A 21,670-nucleotide genomic window follows, 5' to 3' on the forward strand; every position below is an offset into this window, starting at 1 on the left:
TTCGTTCACCCCAGTCACTTACTTATGTAAGCTCTTGGGGCTTCACTTAGTTGCCGCCTTCCTGCAACTCGAATTATTTAGAGTATATGAAGATATGACGAATAAAAAAGAGCGTTTGAGCGCTCTTTTTTTGCTCTTCTGACTAACTAATCACTCAGGCACTTTGGCGCAAGTAATCCACTACGATATCGTGGTGGTTGGTGGTTTTGAAATTATCAAACACATGCTCCACCTTACCGTCGGCATCAATTAAGAAACTGATACGGTGGATACCATCGTAGGTTTTACCCATAAAGCTTTTTTCGCCCCAGACACCAAACTGCTCTGCGACCTGATGATCTTCATCAGACAGCAATGTGAAGTTCAGTAGCTCTTTTTCAGCGAAACGTGACAGCTTTTCAGGTTTATCGGTACTAATACCGAGCACTTCGACACCCGCTTTCTTCAATTCATCCATGTTGTCGCGCAGACCGCAGGCCTGAACAGTACAGCCTGGTGTCATGGCTTTAGGGTAGAAGTAGACCAAGACACGTTGTCCCTGGAAGTCGGCCAAACTAATCTGCTCGCCATCTTGGTCGGGCAAACTAAACTTCGGCGCTATATCACCGGCTTTCAATGGGCTCATTACTAACTCTCCATTCGTGAGTCATGCTGTGGATAGTTCACAACGCTAATACTGCCTTGCGCGTTGAGTTCTGTACATAGCTGATAAAAAGCGTGTTCAATTATCGAACTGTTTTGGCTGGCGGGACTGTGCGCACTAATCTGGATATGCAACCGAGGGGGGTTGCCGCCTTCAGCCGGCTGAGTTTTGGAAACCAACTCGGCGATATTCATATTGTGACAATGAAACAAGTTGGTAAACCGTTCAATAATATGGGGGGAGTCATTGACTTCAACTTTTACCCATACTGTGGCAGGCATTGCTTTTTGGTCCTGAGCGTTGGTTCGCTTCATCACAATTAGCAAATCAAGCTCTGCCCCTTTTTGCGGTAAGGTGGACTCCAGTAGGGTAATCGCATTCCAACTGCCTGAAAGCAGCATAATAAATGTGAACTCCTCACCGAACATGGCTAGCCGGCTATCTTCAATATTACAACCGCAGCTACTGACATGGCGGGTGATGGTATTCACGATTCCTGGGCGGTCAGCACCCAGTGCGGTAATGACCAGATAATGTTCATCAAGCTGCGGCAAAATCGCTCTTCCTGTCATGCTCTTTGGGGTTACCATGGTAAACATAAAAAAAACCTGCTGCCAAGCGCTTACAACACAGTTGTTTGCTTGCTTTTGGATAGAGGTCAAAAGTACCATGAGGAACTTGTTTAAGGAGGGGGTGGGCAATGTTTACGGGAAGTCCAATGTTTACAGGAAGCATAGTTGCACTGGTAACGCCGATGGACGACAAAGGTGCGGTCGATCGTGCAAGCCTGAAGAAACTGATTGATTACCATGTAACCAGTGGTACTGCGGCGATTGTCTCCGTGGGCACAACTGGTGAGTCTGCAACACTGAACCATGACGAACATGTCGATGTGGTCATGCAGACGCTCGAACTGGCCGACGGCCGAATCCCAGTCATTGCCGGAACCGGCGCTAATGCCACCTCCGAAGCAATTTCTCTCACCCAACGGTTTAATAATACCGGTGTGGTGGGATGTTTGACTGTCACGCCATATTATAATCGGCCAATGCAGGAAGGGTTATATCAACACTTCAAAGCGATTGCTGAAAGTACCGATTTGCCACAAATTCTCTATAATGTGCCTTCGCGTACCGGTTGCGATATGTTACCGCCGACCATTGCTCGCTTAGCCAAAATTAAAAATATTGTTGCTGTTAAAGAAGCAACAGGGAACTTAAGTCGGGTTAGTCAGATCCAAGTGCTGGTTGATGATGAAGATTTCATCCTGCTCAGTGGTGACGATGCGAGCGGACTGGACTTCATGCAACTGGGCGGCAAAGGGGTTATTTCGGTGACAGCTAACATTGCTGCGCGCGAAATGGCTGAACTTTGTGCCTTGGCTGCACAGGGTAACTTTGCAGAAGCACGCCGTTTGAATCAGCGCTTGATGCCGTTGCATCAGCATTTATTTGTAGAAGCAAACCCAATTCCGGTGAAATGGGCCGCGAAGAAGCTGGGATTAATGGCGAATGACACTCTTCGTCTGCCAATGACCCCACTGACTGACCCGGCTAAACGGATTGTGGAAGATGCGCTGAAAAGCGCTGGTTTGCTGTAACTCTTAGGGAAATTTGATGGCAATAACATTGCAAAAGTCGACGGTGGTAACGGTAGTGGGTGTTTCGCTGGCAATGCTGCTGGCAGGTTGCTCCACTGACCAACGCTACAAACGCCAGGTTGGTGGTGACGAGTCTTATCTTGAAGCTCCGGGGCTAAAGCCGCTTAACTCACCAGCAGGGATGATTCTGCCGATACAAAATGGTGAGTTTGATATCCGTTCCGTCAACTCTCAAGGTGCTGTGGGCAAACAGTTGGACATCCGTCCTCCGGTACAACCACTGGCATTGCTTAGCGGTTCTCGCGCTGAAAATGCTAACGATACCAGCAAGCTATTGTTAGAGAATAGCCCGCAAAACCGTAATCTTTGGGCGCAAGTTACCCGCGTTCTACAGGATAAAAACTGGGCGATAGCCAGCCGTCAGGATGCCAGCCAAACGTTGACAACTGACTGGGTCAAATGGAACCGTGCAGATGAAGACGTGCAGTTTGAAGGCCGTTATCAGATAAGCGTGCAGGAGCAAGGTTATCAGTTGGTGTTAGTGGTGAAATCTCTTGCTTTACAGCAAGGTGGGCAACCGGTCACCAGCTATACCGAAATCCAGCGCTACAACGGTGCAATGCTGAATGCCATTATCGAAGGTCTGGATAAGGTGCGTTCTGATAGCGAAAGCAGTCAGGCTTCCCGTAAAGTCGGCACGCTAGATGTTCAAAGCGGCAGCGATGATACTGGTTTACCGCAACTGATTGTACGTGCCCCTTATGCTGTATTGTGGGAACGTCTGCCAGCCGCCCTTGAGAAGATTGGCATGAAGGTTACTGATCGTAGCCGCCCACAAGGTTCGATTAACGTTACCAATAAATCCATGAGTAGCGGCAGTTGGGATGCGTTGGGTGCCAAAGACCCTGAATTGCCAGAAGGCGATTATAAGTTACAGGTCGGTGATCTCGATAACCGCAGTAGCTTACAGTTCATCGGTCCGAAAGGGCATACTCTGACTCAGTCTCAGAACGATGCTCTGGTCGCGGTGTTCCAGGCAGCATTTAGCCAAACTGGTGCTACAAATACCAAATAAAATCAAAGGGGCTTCGGCCCCTTTCCTTATTTATACCTAAAGTAACTGGGGTTACAGGAAGGCAGCAAGTGAACAAATTCCGATGAACTTACATCGGTAAGTGATTCGGGTGAGCGAACGCGCTAACCCTGCGGCTTCAAGCACGAAAGGTCTGTTTATCGCATATCACTGGAGTAATAAGATGCAAAAGCTAGCTGAGTTGTATCGTGGGAAGGCGAAGACCGTCTATACCACCGAAAATCCTGACCTATTGGTATTGGAGTTCCGTAACGATACGTCAGCACTGGATGGTCAGCGCATTGAACAATTCGATCGTAAGGGAATGGTAAATAACAAATTTAACTATTTCATTATGACTAAATTGGAAGAAGCCGGTATTCCAACGCAAATGGAACGCTTGCTGTCAGATACCGAAGTGTTGGTCAAAAAACTGGAAATGATCCCAGTTGAGTGTGTTATCCGTAACCGTGCCGCAGGCTCGTTGGTAAAACGCTTAGGAATAGAAGAAGGTTTGCAACTAAACCCACCACTGTTCGACCTGTTTTTGAAAAACGATGCCATGCATGACCCAATGGTCAATGAGTCTTATTGCAAGACCTTTGGCTGGGCGACAGAAGCACAATTGGCCCGCATGAAAGAGCTGAGCTATCTGGCGAATGATGTGTTGAGTAAACTGTTTGATGATGCCGGTTTAATCCTGGTGGACTTCAAGTTGGAGTTCGGTTTGTTCGGTGATGAAGTGGTGTTGGGTGATGAGTTCTCACCTGATGGCAGCCGTTTATGGGATAAGGAAACCCTGAACAAGATGGACAAAGACCGTTACCGTCAAAGCCTGGGTGGTTTGATTGAAGCCTACGAAGAAGTTGCACACCGTATCGGCGTAAAATTAGACTAACCGCGCAATCGATTCCGTTTTGTCTGGCGCAGGGGAGATAGTCGCTATCTCCCCCATGCTTTTCTTTCTTAACGCTACAGCATTGTTAGCTATGTTCACCACTCAGCCCCTCTTTGGGCCAGCCGCAGCAAGCAGCGTTTAGTTCTGCTCCAGACAGATTTGTCTCTCACTTGCCGTCTGGTTGTGCCGCTAAGTACTTTGAGCATGTATTTGAATGCCCAACTCCCCTAATAACACCAATCATTTAAGCTTTTAATGGTATTAGCTCGACAGATTTCCTACGATAATATGTAAGGAAAATATCTGGGAGTATTGCTATGCGTTGGCAAGGTCGTCGTGAAAGTGACAATGTAGAAGATAGGCGCGGGGACGCATCCGGGGGCGGTGGTGGGTTCCGGCCTCCGATTGGCGGCAAGGGCGGTATTGTTATTCTGATTGTGGTGTTGGTTGCGGGCTACTACGGGGTTGACTTGACCCCGCTGTTAAATGGCAGTGATCCGATGTCACAAACTCAAACACAGCCACGTTCTCCAAGTTCAGTCAGCACTAAAGATGACCAATATGCCAAATTCACCTCGGTCGTTCTGGCGGATACAGAAGACGCCTGGAAACCTATTTTCCAAAAAATGGGGCGCACCTATCAGGAGCCTAAACTGGTGATGTATCGTGGTGCAACGCGCACCGGTTGCGGTACCGGTCAGTCCGTTATGGGGCCGTTTTATTGCCCAGCAGATAGCACGGTTTATATCGACTTATCTTTCTATGAAGATATGAAGAATAAACTGGGGGCGGGGGGCGACTTTGCTCAGGCCTATGTGATTGCTCATGAAGTTGGCCACCATGTGCAGCATTTGATGGGTATTGATACTAAAGTGCGTCAGCAGCAGCAGGGTGCATCTCAGGCTGAAGCTAATCGTCTCTCGGTCAAAATGGAATTGCAGGCGGACTGCTTTGCCGGTGTGTGGGGCAAAGCGATGGAAGACCAGCAGGTGTTGGAAGTGGGTGATTTACAAGCGGCACTAAATGCGGCACAGGCGATTGGGGATGATCGCTTACAGCAGCAAAGGCAAGGGCGTGTCGTCCCGGATAGCTTCACTCATGGCACATCACAACAGCGCTATACCTGGTTTAAACGTGGTTTCGATAGCGGTGATCCTAATAGCTGCAACACGTTCTCCACCCGTTAAACTGATCAGCTAAAATCATTGGCGTTACAGCGAACAGCGCTGTAGCGTCAGGTACGAAAAGTATAAATAGATTATCATAAGACCACTTTCCTCTTACCGGCACGCTAGCTGCCGGCATTTATTGCAAGGCAGGGATAACCATGGCCGCTCTTGATCCAACTTTATTGATTCTATTGGCGTTGGCTGCGCTTGGCATCATTAGCCACAATATGACCGTCACATTAGCTATTCTGACACTACTCGCCATTCGTATTACTCCGTTAAATCAGTTTTTCCCATGGATAGAAAAGTATGGCTTAACCATCGGTATTTTGATTCTGACCATTGGCGTGATGACGCCGATTGCTAGTGGTAAAATTAGCGCCAGCGAGGTGCTGCACTCCTTTGTGCAGTGGAAATCGATATTAGCCATTGTGGTCGGGGTTGCGGTCTCTTGGTTAGGCGGGCGTGGCGTGTCGTTGATGACTCACCAACCGTCCGTGGTGGCAGGGCTATTGGTCGGAACGGTACTGGGGGTTGCGTTATTCAGAGGCGTTCCGGTTGGGCCGTTGATCGCCGCGGGCTTGCTTTCACTGGTGATCGGTAAATCGTAACGTGATCCATCAAATTGTGCTCAGCCAACCACTAATGGCACGGCAGGGGATACGGCGTTTACTGGTCCTCAGCGGTTGCGCGGATTGGTCGCGCCAGCAGGCATTAAATCTGCGTCAGCAATTGCCGGGTGATTGGTTATGGATAGCAGAACAGGCCCCTGACACTGGCAATGCAATTCACCCGACAGCGGCAAAAACCTTACTCGGGCAGGAAGGGTTACATGGCGTATTTGATGCCACCGATGGTTTGAATACCGAAGCACTGGCGGTGCTGGCCGGCGCATTGCAAGCTGGGAGCTGGCTGGTGCTATTAGTGCCGCAGTGGGATAGGTGGCCGTGCTTACCAGACGCTGATAGTTTGCGCTGGAGTGAACAACTAACCCCCATCACTACACCGAATTTTATTCACCATCTGCAACGTCAACTTCAGGCTGATCCTGATGTTATTTTGTGGCAACAGAACCAGCCGCTAGCTATGCCTATGGTGTACTCTCGCCCAGACTGGCAGCAGCCCGACGGTTCTCCTACCACGGAACAGCAAACTATCCTTCAACGCCTAATGCAGGCAGAACGCGGCACTTGGGTGCTGACGGCAGCCCGTGGGCGCGGTAAATCGACGCTGGCCGGTATGTTGGTAGCGCAGTGGCCCGGTCGCTGCTGGGTTACCGGGCCGGGTAAAGCGGCCACACAAGTGCTGAATCAGTGCGCGGGAGAACGAGCGCACTTCTGGGCGCTGGATGCACTATTAGACTACTGTCGGTTAAACGATGTCAGCGGCATTGACTGGTTATTGATTGATGAGGCTGCGGCTATCCCTGCCACACTCCTATCGGCGTTATTGGTGTACTTCCCACGGGCATTATTAACCACCACCGTACAGGGTTACGAAGGCACCGGGCGTGGTTTCTTGTTGAAGTTCTGTACAACACTACACGATTGGCACCCTTTGGCGCTAACAGACCCTATTCGTTGGGCCAGCGGTGATCCGCTAGAGCGTGTCGTGGATGAAGTTATGCTATTTGACGATGAGCTACCGTGCCGCGAATCTCTCTCAGCGTCAGTCGATATTATGCCCTGTAAGCAGCGCGATTGGCTGCACTACCCCGAATTGCTGCGACGTTTTTATGGTTTGCTTGCCAGTGCGCATTATCGCACCACCCCCCTTGATTTGCGGCGTTTGATGGATGCGCCGGGGATGCATTTTTCTGCGGCCAAGGTGGCTGATTCAGTCATTGGTGCACTGTGGCTGGTGGATGAGGGGGGGCTTAGCAGTGCATTAGCCCATGCCGTTTGGGCAGGGAAACGGCGGCCAAAGGGGAGTTTGGTGGCTCAGTCACTGGCGGCACATAGTGGGCAATGGCATGCACCCACCTTACGGTCGCGGCGAATCAGTCGAGTCGCCGTCGCACCGTCATGGCGGCGGCAGGGGATAGCCCGGCAGATGATTGCCGCCGAGCTTGCGTGTGGGCTGCGCGAGAGGCTTGATTATATTTCAGTCAGTTTTGGTTATACCCCCGAATTAGAATGCTTCTGGCGTGCCTGTGGCTTTCATCTGGTGCGTATTGGTAGCCATAAGGAAGCCAGCAGCGGCTGTTACGCGGCAATGGCGGTATCACCCTTGAGTCCGGCGGGGCAATCGCTCTGTGAGGCAGCACGGCAGCAATTAGAGCGTGATTGGTATTGGTTGCAACAATGGGTAGACATCCCAACGCCCTTATCGTTATCCCCGCCTCAACAACCTGACATTTCCTTAAATGACGACGACTGGCGTGAACTGGCTGGTTTTGCCTTTGCTTTTCGGCCGTTAGAAGCGAGCTTACCCGCTCTACAGCGTTTATTATTACGCAGCCAATTACCCCTTCCTGCATTACGGTATTATTTACAGCAAGGTATTTCGCCCGCGCAGATTGTTAATAATCTAGCCCTCACAGGGCGAAAAGCATTAGTGGCGCGTTGGCGGCAAGAGGCAGCCGAGGGGATGGCAGAGGGTTGATGACAGTTATCTTTTATTGTCTTAAAACTCAATTTCTCATGATGTGTCGAAGAGGCTCTTAAGGTAAGGTATTCGCCATATTCAGGATGAGTATAGCGAGGATACCAGGCTAGATGCACACGCACAGATTGGTCACTGAAGGATTAGTAAAAATTGAAGATGGCATGGGGTACATTGATATTGAATTTGTTTTTGCGGGAGATGAAAAACGTTCCATCACCGTGAGGCTAATGTTCTGTCCCCCCCCTCTTTAGATCCTGTGGCGGCAGTCACTATGCACAGTATGATTGGTAAAAAAATCAGAGGATTACTCGTTTTTGTTGCCAGTTTTTACAATAGGCAGCAGGAAGAGCTAAACCCGACACAGATATTTGCAAAGCCTGAAGGCTCAATTGACCTATTGCTACATGAGTTACATTATCTCTATAGCGCGTTAGTTGACTTCATGCTCAGGGTGGCTGACATTGAAAGCACACAACGTCTGTATTTCTCTGCTGAGAACGAAGCCTTAATACGATATATCCAAGGTATGTTAAGCGGTTTGCCAGAGAGCGTAATCTCACCTACCTAAATGATGGGGCTTGTTATGCGATACGAACGCGGCACTACCCACACGAAGGGTAAAATTGATTTTAAAGCGATTCATGATGGCAAAGTCGAAATGTTCAAACGATTTATGGCTGCTAAAGAAGTTGCTGAGCGCAAAGGTGAAGTGATAGTAAAACCTCTTTGATCTCATCTGCTTATAATGATAATGAATACAGGCTAATTGGCCTGTTTTGTTGATAATAAATTACTCGAGCAATCGACTATCCACCGAGTCAGATCCCGCATCCGCCGTTACCTTCAATAATTCCCACCAACTCCATCAATAAAACCCAATATCTCTCCGAAACCAGCAGCGTATAGTAACGTTATTGTCATTTAATGATTAAAGGCCGCTTGATGAATCAGACTTCTATCGTAGTGCAGCAACCGGCAACGCCAGAACAATTAATATTATTGTTTCATGGTGTTGGTGATAGCGCCGCTGGAATGGCACCGGTCGGTAGCCATTTTGCACAAGCCTTTCCTCAGGCGCTGGTCGTCAGTGTTGATGGTATATTCGCCAGCAACATGGGGAGTGGGCGTCAGTGGTTCTCAGTGCAAGGTGTTACTGAGGATAATCGTCAGGAGCGAGTTGATGCGGTGATGTCGCAATTCATTGATATTATACGTTATTGGCAACAGAAGAGTGGCCTTGGGGCACAGCAGACCACCCTGGTCGGTTTTTCTCAGGGCACGATTATGTCATTGGAGGGGGTGAAAGCTCAGCCGCAATTAGCCGGGCAAGTTATTGCGTTTAGTGGCCGTTTTGCGACGTTACCACAGCAACCCATCGCTGACGTGGTGATCCATTTTATTCATGGTGAGCAGGATGGGGTGATTCGTGTGGAACATGCCAAGGCTGCAACCAGTAGCTTAATGGCTTTGGGCTGCCGCGTAACACTGAGTCTGGATGCCAATACTGGGCATGGTATTAATCAACCAATGCTCAAACTGGCTATCGACCATTTGCGTGACGATATTGCAGCGAGGTAATTCACCCTGACGAAGGGGGCTGGCCCCTTCGTTTGATGTGACTCGAGCTTTACTTATTTTTTCTTGTTCTTATCCGGCCAGTCGTCATCGTCGTCCCATTGCGCATTGTTATCGCGATGAGGTGGTAATTCTGGTTTGTTTTTTAAAAAGCTTTTATGATCAAGACGGCGTAACTCTTTGATGCCGTTTAAGATAATACCCGCAAGCAGGATAAGTATGATCCACCAATAATCTGCTAACCAGTGCATGGTTAAGTTCCTTCCGTTGATATACCTGTCATCTTTCAAACTGCCGGTGTGGCTGCACTCAAGAACCTGAATCACCTGACTGCGTAAGCACGTCGGGATTAATCAACCTTATTCTCGCTTGCCGACTTCCTGCATCTTGGAATCTATAGGGTATGAATAAATCGCGAAAAAATCATGGGTAAATGGCTTGTCAGCCACTCACTGCCTGCCACATCCTGTGATTGCCAAGCTTCTAGTAGAATGTTGGGTGTCAGTAAATGTTCCGCCGCCGCAGCTAACGGGCGATAACTTAGGTGCCAAGGTTCTGCTGCAATACCGCCGTTATCCTCGCTAAATGGCCGGTAAAAACCAAATTCAGCCATATGAACATCCAGCCACTGGGTCAACGGATAAAAATAGCCACTCGCTTGGTATTCCCATGGCTCCAGCTGTAATTTAGTCTCTGCGGGCAACAGGGAGGGATCGTAAATATCCAGATCACTGCCCCAGTGATGGCGGCTGGCTCCCGGCAGGGCAGACCAGCGTAAAATAGCCTCACAACGAGCCTGAGCATCAAGTTGGCAAATCTCTATCGGCTGGCTGTCTTTATCTAATACTGGTCGCTCACCGCGAAATTTACCATTCCAGATCGCTAATTGGCGGTCAAAATCGCGAAAAGTGCTGGCAGGTTGTAAATCAAACCCCGCTCGTTTAGCGGCTTGTTGCATAGCCTGAAAGGCCGCAACAGCTTGTGGTTGCAGGCGATGGTTGCCGCTTAACACCGTCAGATGATCGGTTGAACGGCCGGTAAGCATCTCTGGTGTTAATGTATTAGCTGTCATGCGATGAGCTGCTCCATAATTCGCTGATACATCCGGCTCAGTAGTTGCAAGTCAGCGGCGTGAACACATTCATTCACTTTATGGATAGTGGCATTAACCGGCCCTAACTCCACCACTTGAGCACCCATTAACGCGATAAAACGGCCATCAGAGGTGCCCCCGGTGGTTAACAGTTGCGGCGTGATTTCAGTGTAGTGCTCAACAGCATTAATTACTGCATCGACCAGCGCACCCCTTGCGGTAAGAAAGGGTTGACCAGACAACACCCACTCGAGGGTGTAATTTAGTTGATGGCGTTTCAACAGCGCCTCTACTCGCTGCTTAATCATGCTGTCAGTCAGTTCTGTACTGAAACGGAAGTTGAACTGCACATAGAACTCACCGGGAATCACATTATTGCTGCCGGTTCCGGCATGCAAATTGGCGATCTGCATACTGGTGGCGGGGAAGAACTCATTGCCTTCATCCCATTGTGTAGCAACCAGCTCATTCAGGGCTGGCATGGCACGGTGAACCGGATTATCCGCTAAATGAGGATAGGCCACGTGCCCTTGAATTCCATGGATACGCAAGTTGGCAGTAATAGAACCCCGGCGGCCATTTTTCACCACATCGCCGACTCGGTCAGTACTGGAGGGTTCGCCAACCAGACAGTAATCCAGCCGCTCGTTACGCGCCATCAACGCATTCACGACTTTGACCGTACCGTTAATGGCCTTGGCTTCTTCATCGGAGGTAATCATAAATGCCAGCCGGCCTTTATGTTCTGGATGAGCCGCGACAAAACGTTCGGCGGCGACCACCATTGCAGCCAGTGAACCTTTCATATCGGCGGCACCACGGCCATACAGCATGCCATCACGAATGGTCGGTTCAAACGGTGGGCTGCTCCAATGGCTTTCATCACCGGTGGGGACCACATCGGTATGACCGGCAAATGCCAAGGTTTCACCTTCGCCGCGCCAGGCCCAGAAATTAAGGGTATCGCCAAAATTCATAGGTTCTACCGTAAAACCGATAGCCTCTAAGCGCTTAATCATGATCGCCTGGCAGCCCGCATCAGAAGGGCTGAGCGACGGGCGTTTAATTAATTGTTGGGCCAGTTCGATTACCGGACAGATCATGTTATTGCACCTCGATAACGTGTTGTTTAATATTATGTTGTTGAATAAAAAGTTGATAACTTTCCGTTTTGAAGCCCAGCAGCATTTCGCCATTGGTGGCTTCCAGTAGCGGGCGTTTAATTATGGCTGGCTGTTCTAGCATCAGCGCTTTGGCGGCCAGAGCATCGGTTATTGCATCACGTTGGGCTTGTGGCAATTTACGCCAGGTGGTACCGCGCGTATTGAGCAATGGTTCCCAACCCAGTTGATCGATAAAACCTTGCAGGCGTTCGTCACTCAATCCGTCTGCACGATAATCGTGAAACTGATAGGCAATACCTTGCTCTTCCAGCCAGCGGCGGGCCTTTTTTATGGTATCGCAATTTTTAATGCCATAAAGGCGCAATGATGGAGTGGCTAGGCTATCTGACATGGAAAAATAATACCTCGGCTAGAATGGCAAATCAGGTCAGCCGTATAGACGACTGCCGGCTCAAGGGGAGCAATTTGCCCATAATGCGGGAAAATGTGATTTGAATCCAGACGGCTATGCGTTGTTGAGCGCGGCGGTAATCAGAACTGAGCTGTTGGTTTAGCCAATACGGTCAAGGTTAGCGGCATATTGGCGAATCGCTTTTTGGTAGAGGCTGATGTCCTGATGGTTTGAGGTTTCAGCCAGCAATATCAATAACGCAGCGACTGCCTCTTTGGTTTCACCGAGGTTATACAGTGTCATGGCGCGGAATAAGGTAATCTCTTTCGCTTGTGGGAAATGGGCTAACGCGCGGTCAAATGTATCCAGTGACTCTTGATATAACCCCAGAGCGCGATAAGTGCTGCCCAGCCCCAAATAAGCCTCCTGCAACTCTTTACCTACCAGATTGTGCTCAATAGCGGCCCGATAGAATGGGATTGCCTGCAACTCCAACCCCTGCACATCATACAGTGAGGCAATCTTATACAGCAGACTGGCGTTATCTGGTGAACGACGCAGTAAGTCCAGCGCCATTGCCACCGCATCATCATAACGGCCCAGCTCTTTTAATGAGTCGATGGAGTGTTTCATGGTTGTGCTCTGTATTTTGCCAATAACGGGTTTTGTCAAAAACGGCGTTTACCCCTATATATCTGAGCACGCTACTCTCGAATGATAAAACAGGCAAGTGATGTAATGCTGGCTGAGGAAACTCAGTGACAGGGCAAAATTCAAGATCTCTGCGACAGATCTCATTTCAACCGTTAGGTAGCTTACTTTCAATTTTGACTGTTCAAAAAATAGGCGTATAATTGGCCGCGATAATTAGAGAGGATGTTATGGTTGAATTTGAGTTAAGCACGTGGAAAGAGTTTATCGATGCTATGCTGCGTAAGGCATAAGCGAATAAACCGGCAGTAAGAGTAACTATCTTTTTGTTGTTTTAACGATTGACTTATTACACCCAGGGGCGAAAAATCGCTCGCCAGAAAGGCAGAGACCATATTGGCTCTGCCTTTTTTATGCCCGTCATCTTTCAAACCGTAGGTGTGTTGGCGTCTCTCGTTCACCCGAATCACTGACTTGATGTCAGCTCATCGGGATTCTCTTGCTTGCCGTCTTCCTACAGCTTGAAATCTATTGGGCATAATCAGATGTCATCTTTCAAACCGTAGGTGTGTTGGCGGCTCTCGTTACCCGGCCCATCCTTGGGGGGTAGCGGCTCTCGTGACTCTTTCGCGCGCGGTGGCCTGCCTGGGAAGCGACGACGCACCAGAACAAAGAACAGCGGTACAAAGAAAATCGCCAGCACGGTAGCTGAAATCATCCCCCCCATCACACCAGTACCTACGGCATGTTGGCTACCTGAGCCTGCACCCTGGCTGATAGCCATGGGTAATACACCAAAGATAAATGCCAGCGAGGTCATCAAAATAGGCCGCAACCGCTGGCGGGAAGCCTCAAGAGTGGCTTCGACTAAATCTTTACCTTTATTGTTTAATTCGCTGGCAAACTCGACGATTAAAATGGCGTTTTTGGCCGATAAGCCAATAATGGTCAGCAACCCGACCTGGAAATAAACGTCATTCTCCAACCCACGCATCCAAGTGGCCGCCACCGCACCTATAACCCCGAGAGGCACCACCAACATCACAGAAAACGGTATTGACCAGCTCTCATACAATGCCGCCAAACACAAAAACACCACCAGTAACGAGATGGCATAGAGGGCCGGGGCCTGTGAACCCGATAGCCGCTCCTGATAGGACATGCCTGTCCACTCCAGACCAAAACCATTCGGTAGCTGTTTGACCAGATTCTCCATAACATCCATTGCAGTACCGGTACTGATACCTGGTACCGCCTCACCGACAATCTCCAGTGCAGAATAACCGTTATAGCGCTCCAATCGTGGTGAGCCATATTCCCAGCGGGTAGTAGAGAACGCCGAGAAGGGCACCATGCTGCCGCTTTTATTACGGACATACCATTTGTTAACGTCTTCCGGCAGCATACGGGCGGTGGCCTCAGACTGCACATAGACTTTCTTCACCCGCCCACGATCAACAAAGTCGTTAACATAAGTCGAACCCCAGGCCGTTTTCAGGGTGTTATTAATATCATCCAGTGCTACGCCCAATGCTTGTGCTTTGCGTTGATCGATATCTATTTGCAACTGCGGGCTATCGTCCAATCCGTTATGTCGCACCCGGGTCAGGGCTGGCTCTTTAGCCGCCATCTGTAATAACTGATCGCGAGCAGCCATCAATTTGTCATGGCCCAAACCGCCGTGATCTTGTAATTCCATATCAAAACCTGATGAGCCACCCAAGCCTGAAATGGCCGGCGGACTACTGACTGACACTCTGGCTTCGGCAATTTTATTAAATACTTTGGTGGCGCGTTCAATAATGGCAAAAGAAGAGTTATTACTCTCTTTACGCTGATCCCAATCAGACAGCCGGATGAAGAGGCGTGCCACATTTTGGCCGTTACCACCTGGGCCGGACCCCACCGTTGAGAATACCGACAACACATTATTCTTTTCTTCCGTCAGGAAGTAGTTCTCTACTTTTTCAACCACTTTCAGTGTCTGTTGCTGGGTTGATCCCACTGGGAGCTGGACTTGCGCCATAAACACACCACGGTCTTCCAATGGTAAGAACGACGTCGGTAACTTGATGAACAACAGAGCCAGCCCGCCCAACAGCAGAAAATAGAGCAACATATAGCGCAGACTATGATGTAACACCTGAGCCACACCTTTCTCGTAACGGCGAGTGTTACTATCGAACATACGGTTAAACCAACCGAAAAAGCCACGCTTGGCGTGATGATGGCCCTGCTGAATGGGTTTGAGCATGGTGGCGCAAAGTGCTGGGGTTAGAATCAAGGCGACCAGCACCGAAAGCACCATGGCAGAAACGATGGTAATGGAGAATTGGCGGTAGATGGCCCCGGTGGTCCCACCGAAGAATGCCATCGGGATAAACACGGCAGACAGCACCAGCGCAATACCCACCAATGCGCCCTGAATTTGCCCCATAGACTTACGAGTCGCTTCGCGTGGCCCTAGTCCTTCTTCGCTCATCACTCGTTCGACGTTTTCTACCACCACGATGGCATCGTCAACTAACAGCCCGATCGCCAATACAATGGCAAACATGGTTAGGGTATTAATACTGAATCCGAACGCCGACAGTACTGCGAACGTGCCCAATAGCACCACTGGGACGGCGATTGTTGGGATAAGGGTGGCGCGGAAATTCTGCAAAAAGAGATACATCACCAGGAAAACCAACAAAATGGCTTCCAACAATGTTTTTACCACATCCTTGATTGAGGCTTTAACGAACGGTGTGGTTTCATAAGCGATTTTGGCTTCAAGACCGTGCGGGAAAAACGGGGCCAGTTCTGCTATCCGGGCCTTAACCAACTCATCGGTTTGCAGTTCATTGGCACCGGAGGCGAGCTTGATACTCATCCCTGATGCCGCCTGGCCATTAAAGCGACTCAGATAATCATATCTTTCAGCACCCATCTCAATTTTAGCCACATCACCCAATGTGACCAGCGAGCCGTCCTGGTTGACCCGCAGCGTGATTTCCCTAAATTGCTCTGGTGTCTGTAATTGAGATTGAGCATTAATGGTGGCATTTAATGCCTGATTATCGACGGAAGGGGTTCCGCCTAATTGGCCCACCGCAATCTGACTATTTTGCGATTGGATAGCGCTGACAATATCTTGGGTGGTCAGTTGATAATTATTGAGTTTATTGGGGTCGAGCCAGATACGCATAGCATATTGGGAACCGAAGGCATCAATGCTACCGACCCCTTCGATACGGCTAAGTGGGTCTTGCAGATTACTGGCGACATAGTCGGCAATATCTTGTTTATCCATACTGCCATCGGTGGAGACAAAGGCCACCATCATCAAGGTGTTATCACCAGATTTCGAGACTGAAACCCCTTGCTGTTGCACATCTTGTGGCAGTTTTTTAATGGCAGACTGCAACTGATTCTGTACCTGCTGCATCGCTTCGTTAGGATCAGTACCCGCTTGGAATGTCAGGGTTATTGATGCGCTGCCAGAGTTGCTGCTTTGCGATGACATATACAGCAGCTTATCAAGGCCGGTCATGCTTTGCTCGATAACCTGCGTGACGGTATTTTCCAGTGTTTGTGCCGAGGCTCCTGGATATGAGGCACTGATGCGGACATTAGGTGGTGCCAGATTCGGGTATTGCTCAACAGGCAGCGTCGAGATTGCTAAAGCCCCGGTAAGACACAAAATTATCGCCAATACCCAAGCAAAGATCGGGCGGTCGATGAAAAAATTAGCCATGCAGTGCCAGCCTCTATAAATAAAAAATCATATCCAGCAGAATCTACTGTGCACTTTACGCGGGAATGCGGGTGGAAACGTGAAGAAAATATGGAGAACCTGTAAAAAACCTCGATAAAACTGAGTTAATCCACCTCAATGTAGAAAATAATGATAAACAGGTGTTTTTTCTGGCATCAGGTAAACTGATTATATCCCAAGAATTTAGCGTGGCAGCCTTGTTGCGATGTTAAATGGGTAGGGAATAGCAGTCACTCAAAATAGGAATTTTTATGGAGCTAAATCCAGTGTTTGCCCGCCGTATCTATCTCTGCTGGTTAATCAGCAGTGGTGACTCGCTTAATGTACCGCGCTTGATGGAATTGACCGGCTGGCCACGGCGCACCTTGCAAGATGTCTTGAAGGCGCTACCCGGTTTGGGTATCACTCTGACTTTTGTGCAGTGTGGCGTGCGCAATAACGCGGGTTATTACCAGTTAGATAGTTGGGGGCCACTGAACAAAAAATGGATATACGATAACCATGATTTTATTTTAGCGGCCATTGAGTAGCCTGATAGCCAGCGAGTAGTTTGGTGGCTATTAAATAATTGGGTGGTGGTTAGTACTTTTTATTTTCCAAAAACAGAATGGTTGCTGCCACTCGCGAACGCACATTTAACTTACGTAATAAATTACGAATATGTACTTTTACGGTTTCTTCTGAAATGTGTAATTCAAATGCGACTTGCTTATTGGACATACCGCGCGCCACTTCTTGCAGCACATCTAATTCGCGCTCGGTTAACTCGGAGAAAGGATTAATCTCTTCATGGCGGGAGGATAAGTATTGTGCAACTTCATTGCTGAATACATTCTCGCCACGCGCTGCCTGACGGATATTTTCCAGTAATACTTCCGGTTCGCTATCTTTGAGCAGATAACCATCAGCACCGGCATCAATCATGGCATATACATCGCTGCGCGCATCAGAAACCGTCAGCACGATAATTCGCGCATCAATCCCGTCATGTCGTAATGCTTTTAGGGTATCTAGCCCAGACATCCCTTTCATATTCAGGTCGAGCAGAATGACATCCGGCTGACATTTGGCCGCTTCGGTAATAGCCTCACTGCCGCAGTTAGCTTCGGCAATGACATCAAAACTGTGGTCCATCTCAAGTAATTGCCGAATACCACGGCGCATAAGGGGATGGTCATCAACGATCATAATGGTGTGACTTTTGGTCATATAAGTAATGTCCCTGTAACCGATATATGCCCATTATCTTGCAAATTGCATCGGGGGATTGGCGGTTGATGTTACTCGGCCACTGTGAGCGGTGAGCACATCTGTTCCTGACCGCCTTCCTGCACTTTGTAATCTATTGGGTATAGACGTTAAATATTTTGGCTGTTGAATACAGATTATTTTCGATAGCCAATTTAGCAGGCTACGTTATCCATTATTGTTAGTAAAACTGCGATCTAAGTGTACCTCAAAACTGAGGCCAAATTCATTTAACCGCAACAGTTTACCTGAAGAAATAATTACCAAAGTATCATCTTGTTTGATAGCTATTCTCATTAAACAAATCGTTATATAAAAAAAGTAATAACGAAAATAGATTTAACAGTGACAAACTGCGTAAATAACCACTAAATTAATTGATCTTGCTCAATATCTACCACCGATTAACCCTAAAGAGTAATTATTTTATTACTCATTATTCTGTATCTAATACCTAAACACTGGGGAAATCCTTTAATAAAAATAAGAATTATTATCACCAGCCAATGTAAACCTCTGGGCTTTGAATGAACTCTCTCTATCGCACATGCGGGCGCGCCAGTAGATGTTAAGGATATCAGTATGACTGATTTATCACGGCGTAAATTGCTGACTGGCCTTTGGCAAGCAGATAAACGAGAACTTTCAGCGCATAGGCCCCCCTGGTCGGTGATGGAAGCCGATTTTATTGCTGGCTGTACCCGCTGTCATGCCTGTGTGACTGCCTGTGAAACCGGTGTATTGGTGGTTGGCAGTGGCGGATTCCCCGAAATAGATTTCCAACGTGCTGAATGTAGTTTTTGCCAGGCCTGTGTACAGGTGTGTGAGGCGGGTGTTTTTACCGCAACAGCTCTGACGCCCTGGCGACTTAAAATCAACATTTCAGAGCGCTGTTTACCTTTCCACAATATTGAATGCCGTAGCTGTCAGGATAGCTGTGAGAGTAGGGCAATTCGATTTCGTCCGCGCGTAAACGGCATTGCTCAGCCCGAATTAGACCTTCCTGCTTGTAACGGATGTGGTGCCTGTGTGCCCAGTTGTCCGGTTCAGGCAGTAACCCTTACCCGGAGTGAAGATGGACGATAAAGAATGGCATGTCTGTGGATTGGTGCTGCAAGCCAAACCGGCGCGAATTGCACAACTGATCGACGACCTGTTGGCTATCCCGGGAACAGAAATACCCACCAGTGATGCCACTCTGGGCAAGTTGGTGGTGGTTATGCAGGCGGCGCGCTCAGACGTGCTCCTGAATCATATTGAGTCAGCACGTAATCTGGATGGTGTGCTGGCTGTATCGCTGGTTTATCACCAGCAGGAAAGCCAAGGTGAGGAAATGCCATGAAACTCAGCCGCCGGGATTTTATGAAGGCCAATGCTGCGGTAGCCGCAGCCGCCGCCGCCGGATTGACCATACCTACTGTCGCTAAAGCCGTGGTGGGTGAAACAACAAATGCAATAAAATGGGACAAAGCACCTTGCCGATTCTGTGGCACGGGCTGCGGTGTATTGGTCGGAACACAAAATGGCCGTATCGTGGCGTCGCAAGGGGATCCCGACTCACCGGTTAACCGTGGGCTAAACTGCGTCAAAGGCTATTTCCTGCCGAAAATCCTGTATGGCAAAGACCGACTGACTCAACCGCTGCTGCGCATGAAAGACGGTCAGTATGATAAAGAAGGTGATTTTACCCCGATAAGTTGGGAAAAAGCCTTTGATATCATGGAACTGAAGTTCAAAAACGCGCTAAAAGAAAAAGGCCCAACCTCGGTGGGTATGTTCGGCTCCGGCCAATGGACGGTATGGGAGGGCTATGCGGCTTCCAAGTTGCTGAAAGCAGGCTTCCGTTCCAACAATCTGGACCCGAATGCTCGTCATTGTATGGCCTCTTCGGTGGTGGGTTTTATGCGTACCTTTGGTATGGATGAACCTATGGGTTGCTTCGATGATATTGAAGAAGCAGATGCATTCGTGCTCTGGGGATCCAATATGGCCGAAATGCACCCGATTTTGTGGTCGCGCATGACCAGCCGCCGCCTGAGCGATGACAATGTCAGGATCGCCGTCCTTTCTACCTTTGAGCACCGTAGTTTTGAGCTGGCAGATAACCCGATCGTCTTCACGCCACAGACCGATCTGGCCATCATGAATTACATCGCCAATTACATTATCCAGAATAATGCTGTTGATCAGGGTTTCCTCGACCGCCATGTGAATTTCCGCCGTGGTGCCACCGATATCGGTTATGGTCTGCGCCCAACCCATCCGTTGGAAAAAGCCGCCAAGAATCCGGGTAGTGATGCCTCCGAGCCGATGAGTTTTGATGATTTCAAAGCCTTTGTCGCGGAATATACCCTAGAGAAAACCGCTAAAATGAGCGGCGTGCCGGAGGACCAACTGGTGTCGTTGGCGCAGTTGTATGCTGATCCGAAAGTAAAATTAGTCTCCTACTGGACCATGGGTTTTAACCAACACACCCGCGGGGTTTGGGCCAACAACATGTGCTACAACCTGCACCTGTTAACCGGCAAAATCTCTAAACCGGGGTCTGGCCCATTCTCTCTGACCGGCCAGCCTTCTGCTTGTGGCACAGCCCGTGAAGTGGGGACCTTCTCCCATCGTCTACCGGCAGATATGGTGGTGACCAACGAAAAACATCGCCAGATTGCTGAAACCAAGTGGCAACTGCCTGCCGGCACTATCCCTGAGAAAGTGGGGCTGCATGCGGTGGCGCAAGACCGCGCGCTAAAAGATGGCACCCTTAATGCTTACTGGGTGATGTGTAATAACAACATGCAAGCGGGTCCGAATATCAATGAAGAGCGCATGCCGGGTTGGCGTGATCCGCGCAACTTTATTGTGGTATCTGACCCTTATCCCACTATCAGTGCACTGGCTGCTGATCTTATTTTACCGACTGCGATGTGGGTGGAAAAAGAGGGGGCTTATGGCAATGCAGAGCGGCGCACCCAATTCTGGCGTCAGCAAGTCCCAGCGCCAGGTGAGGCGAAATCTGACTTATGGCAGATTGTCGAGTTCGCCAAACGCTTCAAAGTGGAAGATGTTTGGCCTGCTGAGTTGGTCGATAAAAAACCGGAGTATCGCGGTAAGACGTTGTATGACGTGCTGTTTGCCAACGATGTGGTCAGCAAATATCCACTGAGTGAAATCCCCGCCGACCAACTGAACGACGAAGCACGCGATTTCGGCTTCTACATTCAGAAAGGGCTGTTTGAAGAGTATGCCGATTTTGGTCGCGGACACGGCCATGACTTAGCACCGTTTGACCGTTATCACCAAGAGCGCGGCCTGCGCTGGCCGGTAGTCAATGGTAAAGAAACGCTCTGGCGTTACCGTGAGGGGTTCGATCCCTTCGTGCCGAAAGGCGAAGACGTGCGTTTCTACGGTAAACCTGATGGCAAGGCAGTAATCTTTGCGCTGCCCTACGAGCCTGCGGCTGAAAGCCCGGATCAGGAATATGACTTGTGGCTCTCTACCGGCCGTGTGCTGGAACATTGGCATACCGGTTCCATGACCCGTCGCGTCCCTGAGTTACACCGCGCTTTCCCTGAAGCGGTGCTATTCATTCACCCACTGGATGCCAAAGCCCGTGATTTGCGGCGTGGTGACAAAGTGAAAGTGATTTCACGGCGTGGCGAAGTGACCTCATTGGTGGAAACCCGTGGCCGTAACCGCCCACCGCAAGGACTGGTGTATATGCCGTTCTTCGATGCTGCACAGTTGGTCAATAACCTGACGCTGGATGCCACCGATCCGTTATCCAAAGAAACTGACTTCAAAAAATGTGCAGTGAAGTTGGCACGGGTAGTGGCGTAATTGAG

At 49.3% G+C, this 21,670-nt stretch carries 22 protein-coding genes; 13 read left to right on the top strand and 9 right to left on the bottom strand.

Annotated features, from left to right (window positions below):
• Positions 1-154: 154 nt before the first annotated feature.
• Together bcp and V1955_RS05515 are read right to left on the bottom strand one after the other, a co-directional pair.
• The gene (gene bcp / locus V1955_RS05510; RefSeq protein WP_083163299.1) at positions 155-625 is read right to left on the bottom strand and encodes a thioredoxin-dependent thiol peroxidase; all 471 of its coding nucleotides are present in this window, start codon (positions 623-625) and stop codon (positions 155-157) included.
• Between the two features lie 2 nt (positions 626-627).
• Complete coding sequence (locus tag V1955_RS05515; protein WP_083164144.1) at positions 628-1,197, bottom strand: glycine cleavage system transcriptional repressor; 570 nt, start codon at positions 1,195-1,197, stop codon at positions 628-630.
• 164 nt (positions 1,198-1,361) lie between these two features.
• Between V1955_RS05515 and dapA the strand changes: the two genes are divergently transcribed.
• The 9 genes from dapA (at position 1,362) to ypfH (ending at position 9,567) form a co-directional block, all read left to right on the top strand.
• Positions 1,362-2,243, top strand: coding sequence for a 4-hydroxy-tetrahydrodipicolinate synthase (gene dapA, locus V1955_RS05520; protein WP_083163301.1), 882 nt, complete (start codon positions 1,362-1,364; stop codon positions 2,241-2,243).
• Positions 2,244-2,259: 16 nt separating this feature from the next.
• Positions 2,260-3,318 (top strand): outer membrane protein assembly factor BamC, encoded by a 1,059-nt coding sequence (gene bamC, locus V1955_RS05525; RefSeq protein WP_420073150.1) that lies wholly within the window; start codon positions 2,260-2,262, stop codon positions 3,316-3,318.
• Between the two features lie 181 nt (positions 3,319-3,499).
• Positions 3,500-4,213, top strand: coding sequence for a phosphoribosylaminoimidazolesuccinocarboxamide synthase (gene purC / locus V1955_RS05530; RefSeq protein ID WP_083163306.1), 714 nt, complete (start codon positions 3,500-3,502; stop codon positions 4,211-4,213).
• Positions 4,214-4,530: 317 nt separating this feature from the next.
• Positions 4,531-5,400, top strand: a complete 870-nt coding sequence (ypfJ, locus tag V1955_RS05535) for a KPN_02809 family neutral zinc metallopeptidase (RefSeq protein ID WP_083163309.1) — start codon at positions 4,531-4,533, stop codon at positions 5,398-5,400.
• 140 nt (positions 5,401-5,540) lie between these two features.
• Positions 5,541-5,993 carry a DUF441 domain-containing protein gene (locus tag V1955_RS05540; RefSeq protein WP_004876835.1) on the top strand — a complete coding sequence of 151 codons (453 nt, stop codon included), beginning with the start codon at positions 5,541-5,543 and terminating at the stop codon, positions 5,991-5,993.
• Positions 5,994-6,027: 34 nt separating this feature from the next.
• Positions 6,028-7,986 carry a tRNA(Met) cytidine acetyltransferase TmcA gene (locus V1955_RS05545; RefSeq protein ID WP_442821422.1) on the top strand — a complete coding sequence of 653 codons (1,959 nt, stop codon included), beginning with the start codon at positions 6,028-6,030 and terminating at the stop codon, positions 7,984-7,986.
• A 274-nt stretch (positions 7,987-8,260) separates the two neighbouring features.
• Complete coding sequence (locus tag V1955_RS05550; RefSeq protein WP_442820617.1) at positions 8,261-8,557, top strand: hypothetical protein; 297 nt, start codon at positions 8,261-8,263, stop codon at positions 8,555-8,557.
• Between the two features lie 15 nt (positions 8,558-8,572).
• The gene (locus V1955_RS05555; RefSeq protein ID WP_005183905.1) at positions 8,573-8,719 is read left to right on the top strand and encodes a hypothetical protein; all 147 of its coding nucleotides are present in this window, start codon (positions 8,573-8,575) and stop codon (positions 8,717-8,719) included.
• Positions 8,720-8,931: 212 nt separating this feature from the next.
• On the top strand, positions 8,932-9,567 hold the full coding sequence (gene ypfH / locus V1955_RS05560; RefSeq protein ID WP_420073149.1) for an esterase: 636 nt from the start codon (positions 8,932-8,934) through the stop codon (positions 9,565-9,567).
• 53 nt (positions 9,568-9,620) lie between these two features.
• On the opposite strand, the gene V1955_RS05565 is transcribed toward ypfH, so the two are convergent.
• From V1955_RS05565 to acrD, 6 genes are all read right to left on the bottom strand, one after another.
• Positions 9,621-9,815, bottom strand: a complete 195-nt coding sequence (locus V1955_RS05565) for a YpfN family protein (protein ID WP_083163315.1) — start codon at positions 9,813-9,815, stop codon at positions 9,621-9,623.
• Positions 9,816-9,958: 143 nt separating this feature from the next.
• Positions 9,959-10,636 (bottom strand): M15 family metallopeptidase, encoded by a 678-nt coding sequence (locus V1955_RS05570; RefSeq protein WP_083163318.1) that lies wholly within the window; start codon positions 10,634-10,636, stop codon positions 9,959-9,961.
• The gene (dapE, locus tag V1955_RS05575; RefSeq protein WP_083163321.1) at positions 10,633-11,760 is read right to left on the bottom strand and encodes a succinyl-diaminopimelate desuccinylase; all 1,128 of its coding nucleotides are present in this window, start codon (positions 11,758-11,760) and stop codon (positions 10,633-10,635) included. Before dapE ends, V1955_RS05570 begins: the two co-directional genes overlap by 4 nt.
• 1 nt (position 11,761) lies before the next feature.
• Complete coding sequence (locus tag V1955_RS05580; protein ID WP_083163324.1) at positions 11,762-12,172, bottom strand: ArsC family reductase; 411 nt, start codon at positions 12,170-12,172, stop codon at positions 11,762-11,764.
• Positions 12,173-12,331: 159 nt separating this feature from the next.
• Entirely contained in the window at positions 12,332-12,805 is a 474-nt protein-coding gene (locus V1955_RS05585; protein ID WP_083163331.1) for a tetratricopeptide repeat protein, read from the bottom strand.
• Positions 12,806-13,364: 559 nt separating this feature from the next.
• Entirely contained in the window at positions 13,365-16,562 is a 3,198-nt protein-coding gene (acrD, locus tag V1955_RS05590; RefSeq protein WP_442820618.1) for a multidrug efflux RND transporter permease AcrD, read from the bottom strand.
• A gap of 272 nt (positions 16,563-16,834) precedes the next feature.
• Here acrD and V1955_RS05595 point away from each other — a divergent pair, with 272 nt between their 5' ends.
• Positions 16,835-17,113, top strand: a complete 279-nt coding sequence (locus tag V1955_RS05595; RefSeq protein WP_083163336.1) for a winged helix-turn-helix domain-containing protein — start codon at positions 16,835-16,837, stop codon at positions 17,111-17,113.
• 49 nt (positions 17,114-17,162) lie between these two features.
• Here V1955_RS05595 and narP read toward each other — a convergent pair whose 3' ends face one another.
• Complete coding sequence (gene narP, locus V1955_RS05600) at positions 17,163-17,792, bottom strand: nitrate/nitrite response regulator protein NarP (RefSeq protein ID WP_442820619.1); 630 nt, start codon at positions 17,790-17,792, stop codon at positions 17,163-17,165.
• Positions 17,793-18,413: 621 nt separating this feature from the next.
• Here narP and napF point away from each other — a divergent pair.
• Genes napF through napA form a run of 3 tightly spaced genes read left to right on the top strand, consistent with a single transcriptional unit; the run spans position 18,414 to position 21,665 of the window.
• Entirely contained in the window at positions 18,414-18,917 is a 504-nt protein-coding gene (gene napF, locus V1955_RS05605; RefSeq protein WP_083163341.1) for a ferredoxin-type protein NapF, read from the top strand.
• The gene (gene napD / locus V1955_RS05610; protein WP_083163344.1) at positions 18,907-19,173 is read left to right on the top strand and encodes a chaperone NapD; all 267 of its coding nucleotides are present in this window, start codon (positions 18,907-18,909) and stop codon (positions 19,171-19,173) included. Before napF ends, napD begins: the two co-directional genes overlap by 11 nt.
• Entirely contained in the window at positions 19,170-21,665 is a 2,496-nt protein-coding gene (gene napA / locus V1955_RS05615; RefSeq protein ID WP_083163347.1) for a nitrate reductase catalytic subunit NapA, read from the top strand. The genes napD and napA overlap by 4 nt, the downstream gene beginning before the upstream one ends.
• The last annotated feature ends 5 nt before the right edge of the window (positions 21,666-21,670 follow it).

Origin of the sequence: Yersinia sp. 2545 StPb PI, assembly GCF_052217125.1 — a bacterium.
In the GTDB taxonomy this organism is placed as follows: domain Bacteria; phylum Pseudomonadota; class Gammaproteobacteria; order Enterobacterales; family Enterobacteriaceae; genus Yersinia; species Yersinia enterocolitica_E.

Excerpts from the sequence above, each read along its gene's own strand:
- bcp (WP_083163299.1), bottom strand. The coding sequence starts at position 625 with ATGAGCCCATTGAAAGCCGGTGATATAGCGCCGAAGTTTAGTTTGCCC.
- dapA (WP_083163301.1), top strand. The coding sequence starts at position 1,362 with ATGTTTACAGGAAGCATAGTTGCACTGGTAACGCCGATGGACGACAAA.
- bamC (WP_420073150.1), top strand. The coding sequence starts at position 2,260 with ATGGCAATAACATTGCAAAAGTCGACGGTGGTAACGGTAGTGGGTGTT.
- purC (WP_083163306.1), top strand. The coding sequence starts at position 3,500 with ATGCAAAAGCTAGCTGAGTTGTATCGTGGGAAGGCGAAGACCGTCTAT.
- ypfJ (WP_083163309.1), top strand. The coding sequence starts at position 4,531 with ATGCGTTGGCAAGGTCGTCGTGAAAGTGACAATGTAGAAGATAGGCGC.
- V1955_RS05540 (WP_004876835.1), top strand. The coding sequence starts at position 5,541 with ATGGCCGCTCTTGATCCAACTTTATTGATTCTATTGGCGTTGGCTGCG.
- V1955_RS05545 (WP_442821422.1), top strand. The coding sequence starts at position 6,028 with ATGGCACGGCAGGGGATACGGCGTTTACTGGTCCTCAGCGGTTGCGCG.
- V1955_RS05550 (WP_442820617.1), top strand. The coding sequence starts at position 8,261 with ATGCACAGTATGATTGGTAAAAAAATCAGAGGATTACTCGTTTTTGTT.
- V1955_RS05555 (WP_005183905.1), top strand. The coding sequence starts at position 8,573 with ATGCGATACGAACGCGGCACTACCCACACGAAGGGTAAAATTGATTTT.
- ypfH (WP_420073149.1), top strand. The coding sequence starts at position 8,932 with ATGAATCAGACTTCTATCGTAGTGCAGCAACCGGCAACGCCAGAACAA.
- V1955_RS05565 (WP_083163315.1), bottom strand. The coding sequence starts at position 9,815 with ATGCACTGGTTAGCAGATTATTGGTGGATCATACTTATCCTGCTTGCG.
- V1955_RS05570 (WP_083163318.1), bottom strand. The coding sequence starts at position 10,636 with ATGACAGCTAATACATTAACACCAGAGATGCTTACCGGCCGTTCAACC.
- dapE (WP_083163321.1), bottom strand. The coding sequence starts at position 11,760 with ATGATCTGTCCGGTAATCGAACTGGCCCAACAATTAATTAAACGCCCG.
- V1955_RS05580 (WP_083163324.1), bottom strand. The coding sequence starts at position 12,172 with ATGTCAGATAGCCTAGCCACTCCATCATTGCGCCTTTATGGCATTAAA.
- V1955_RS05585 (WP_083163331.1), bottom strand. The coding sequence starts at position 12,805 with ATGAAACACTCCATCGACTCATTAAAAGAGCTGGGCCGTTATGATGAT.
- acrD (WP_442820618.1), bottom strand. The coding sequence starts at position 16,562 with ATGGCTAATTTTTTCATCGACCGCCCGATCTTTGCTTGGGTATTGGCG.
- V1955_RS05595 (WP_083163336.1), top strand. The coding sequence starts at position 16,835 with ATGGAGCTAAATCCAGTGTTTGCCCGCCGTATCTATCTCTGCTGGTTA.
- narP (WP_442820619.1), bottom strand. The coding sequence starts at position 17,792 with ATGACCAAAAGTCACACCATTATGATCGTTGATGACCATCCCCTTATG.
- napF (WP_083163341.1), top strand. The coding sequence starts at position 18,414 with ATGACTGATTTATCACGGCGTAAATTGCTGACTGGCCTTTGGCAAGCA.
- napD (WP_083163344.1), top strand. The coding sequence starts at position 18,907 with ATGGACGATAAAGAATGGCATGTCTGTGGATTGGTGCTGCAAGCCAAA.
- napA (WP_083163347.1), top strand. The coding sequence starts at position 19,170 with ATGAAACTCAGCCGCCGGGATTTTATGAAGGCCAATGCTGCGGTAGCC.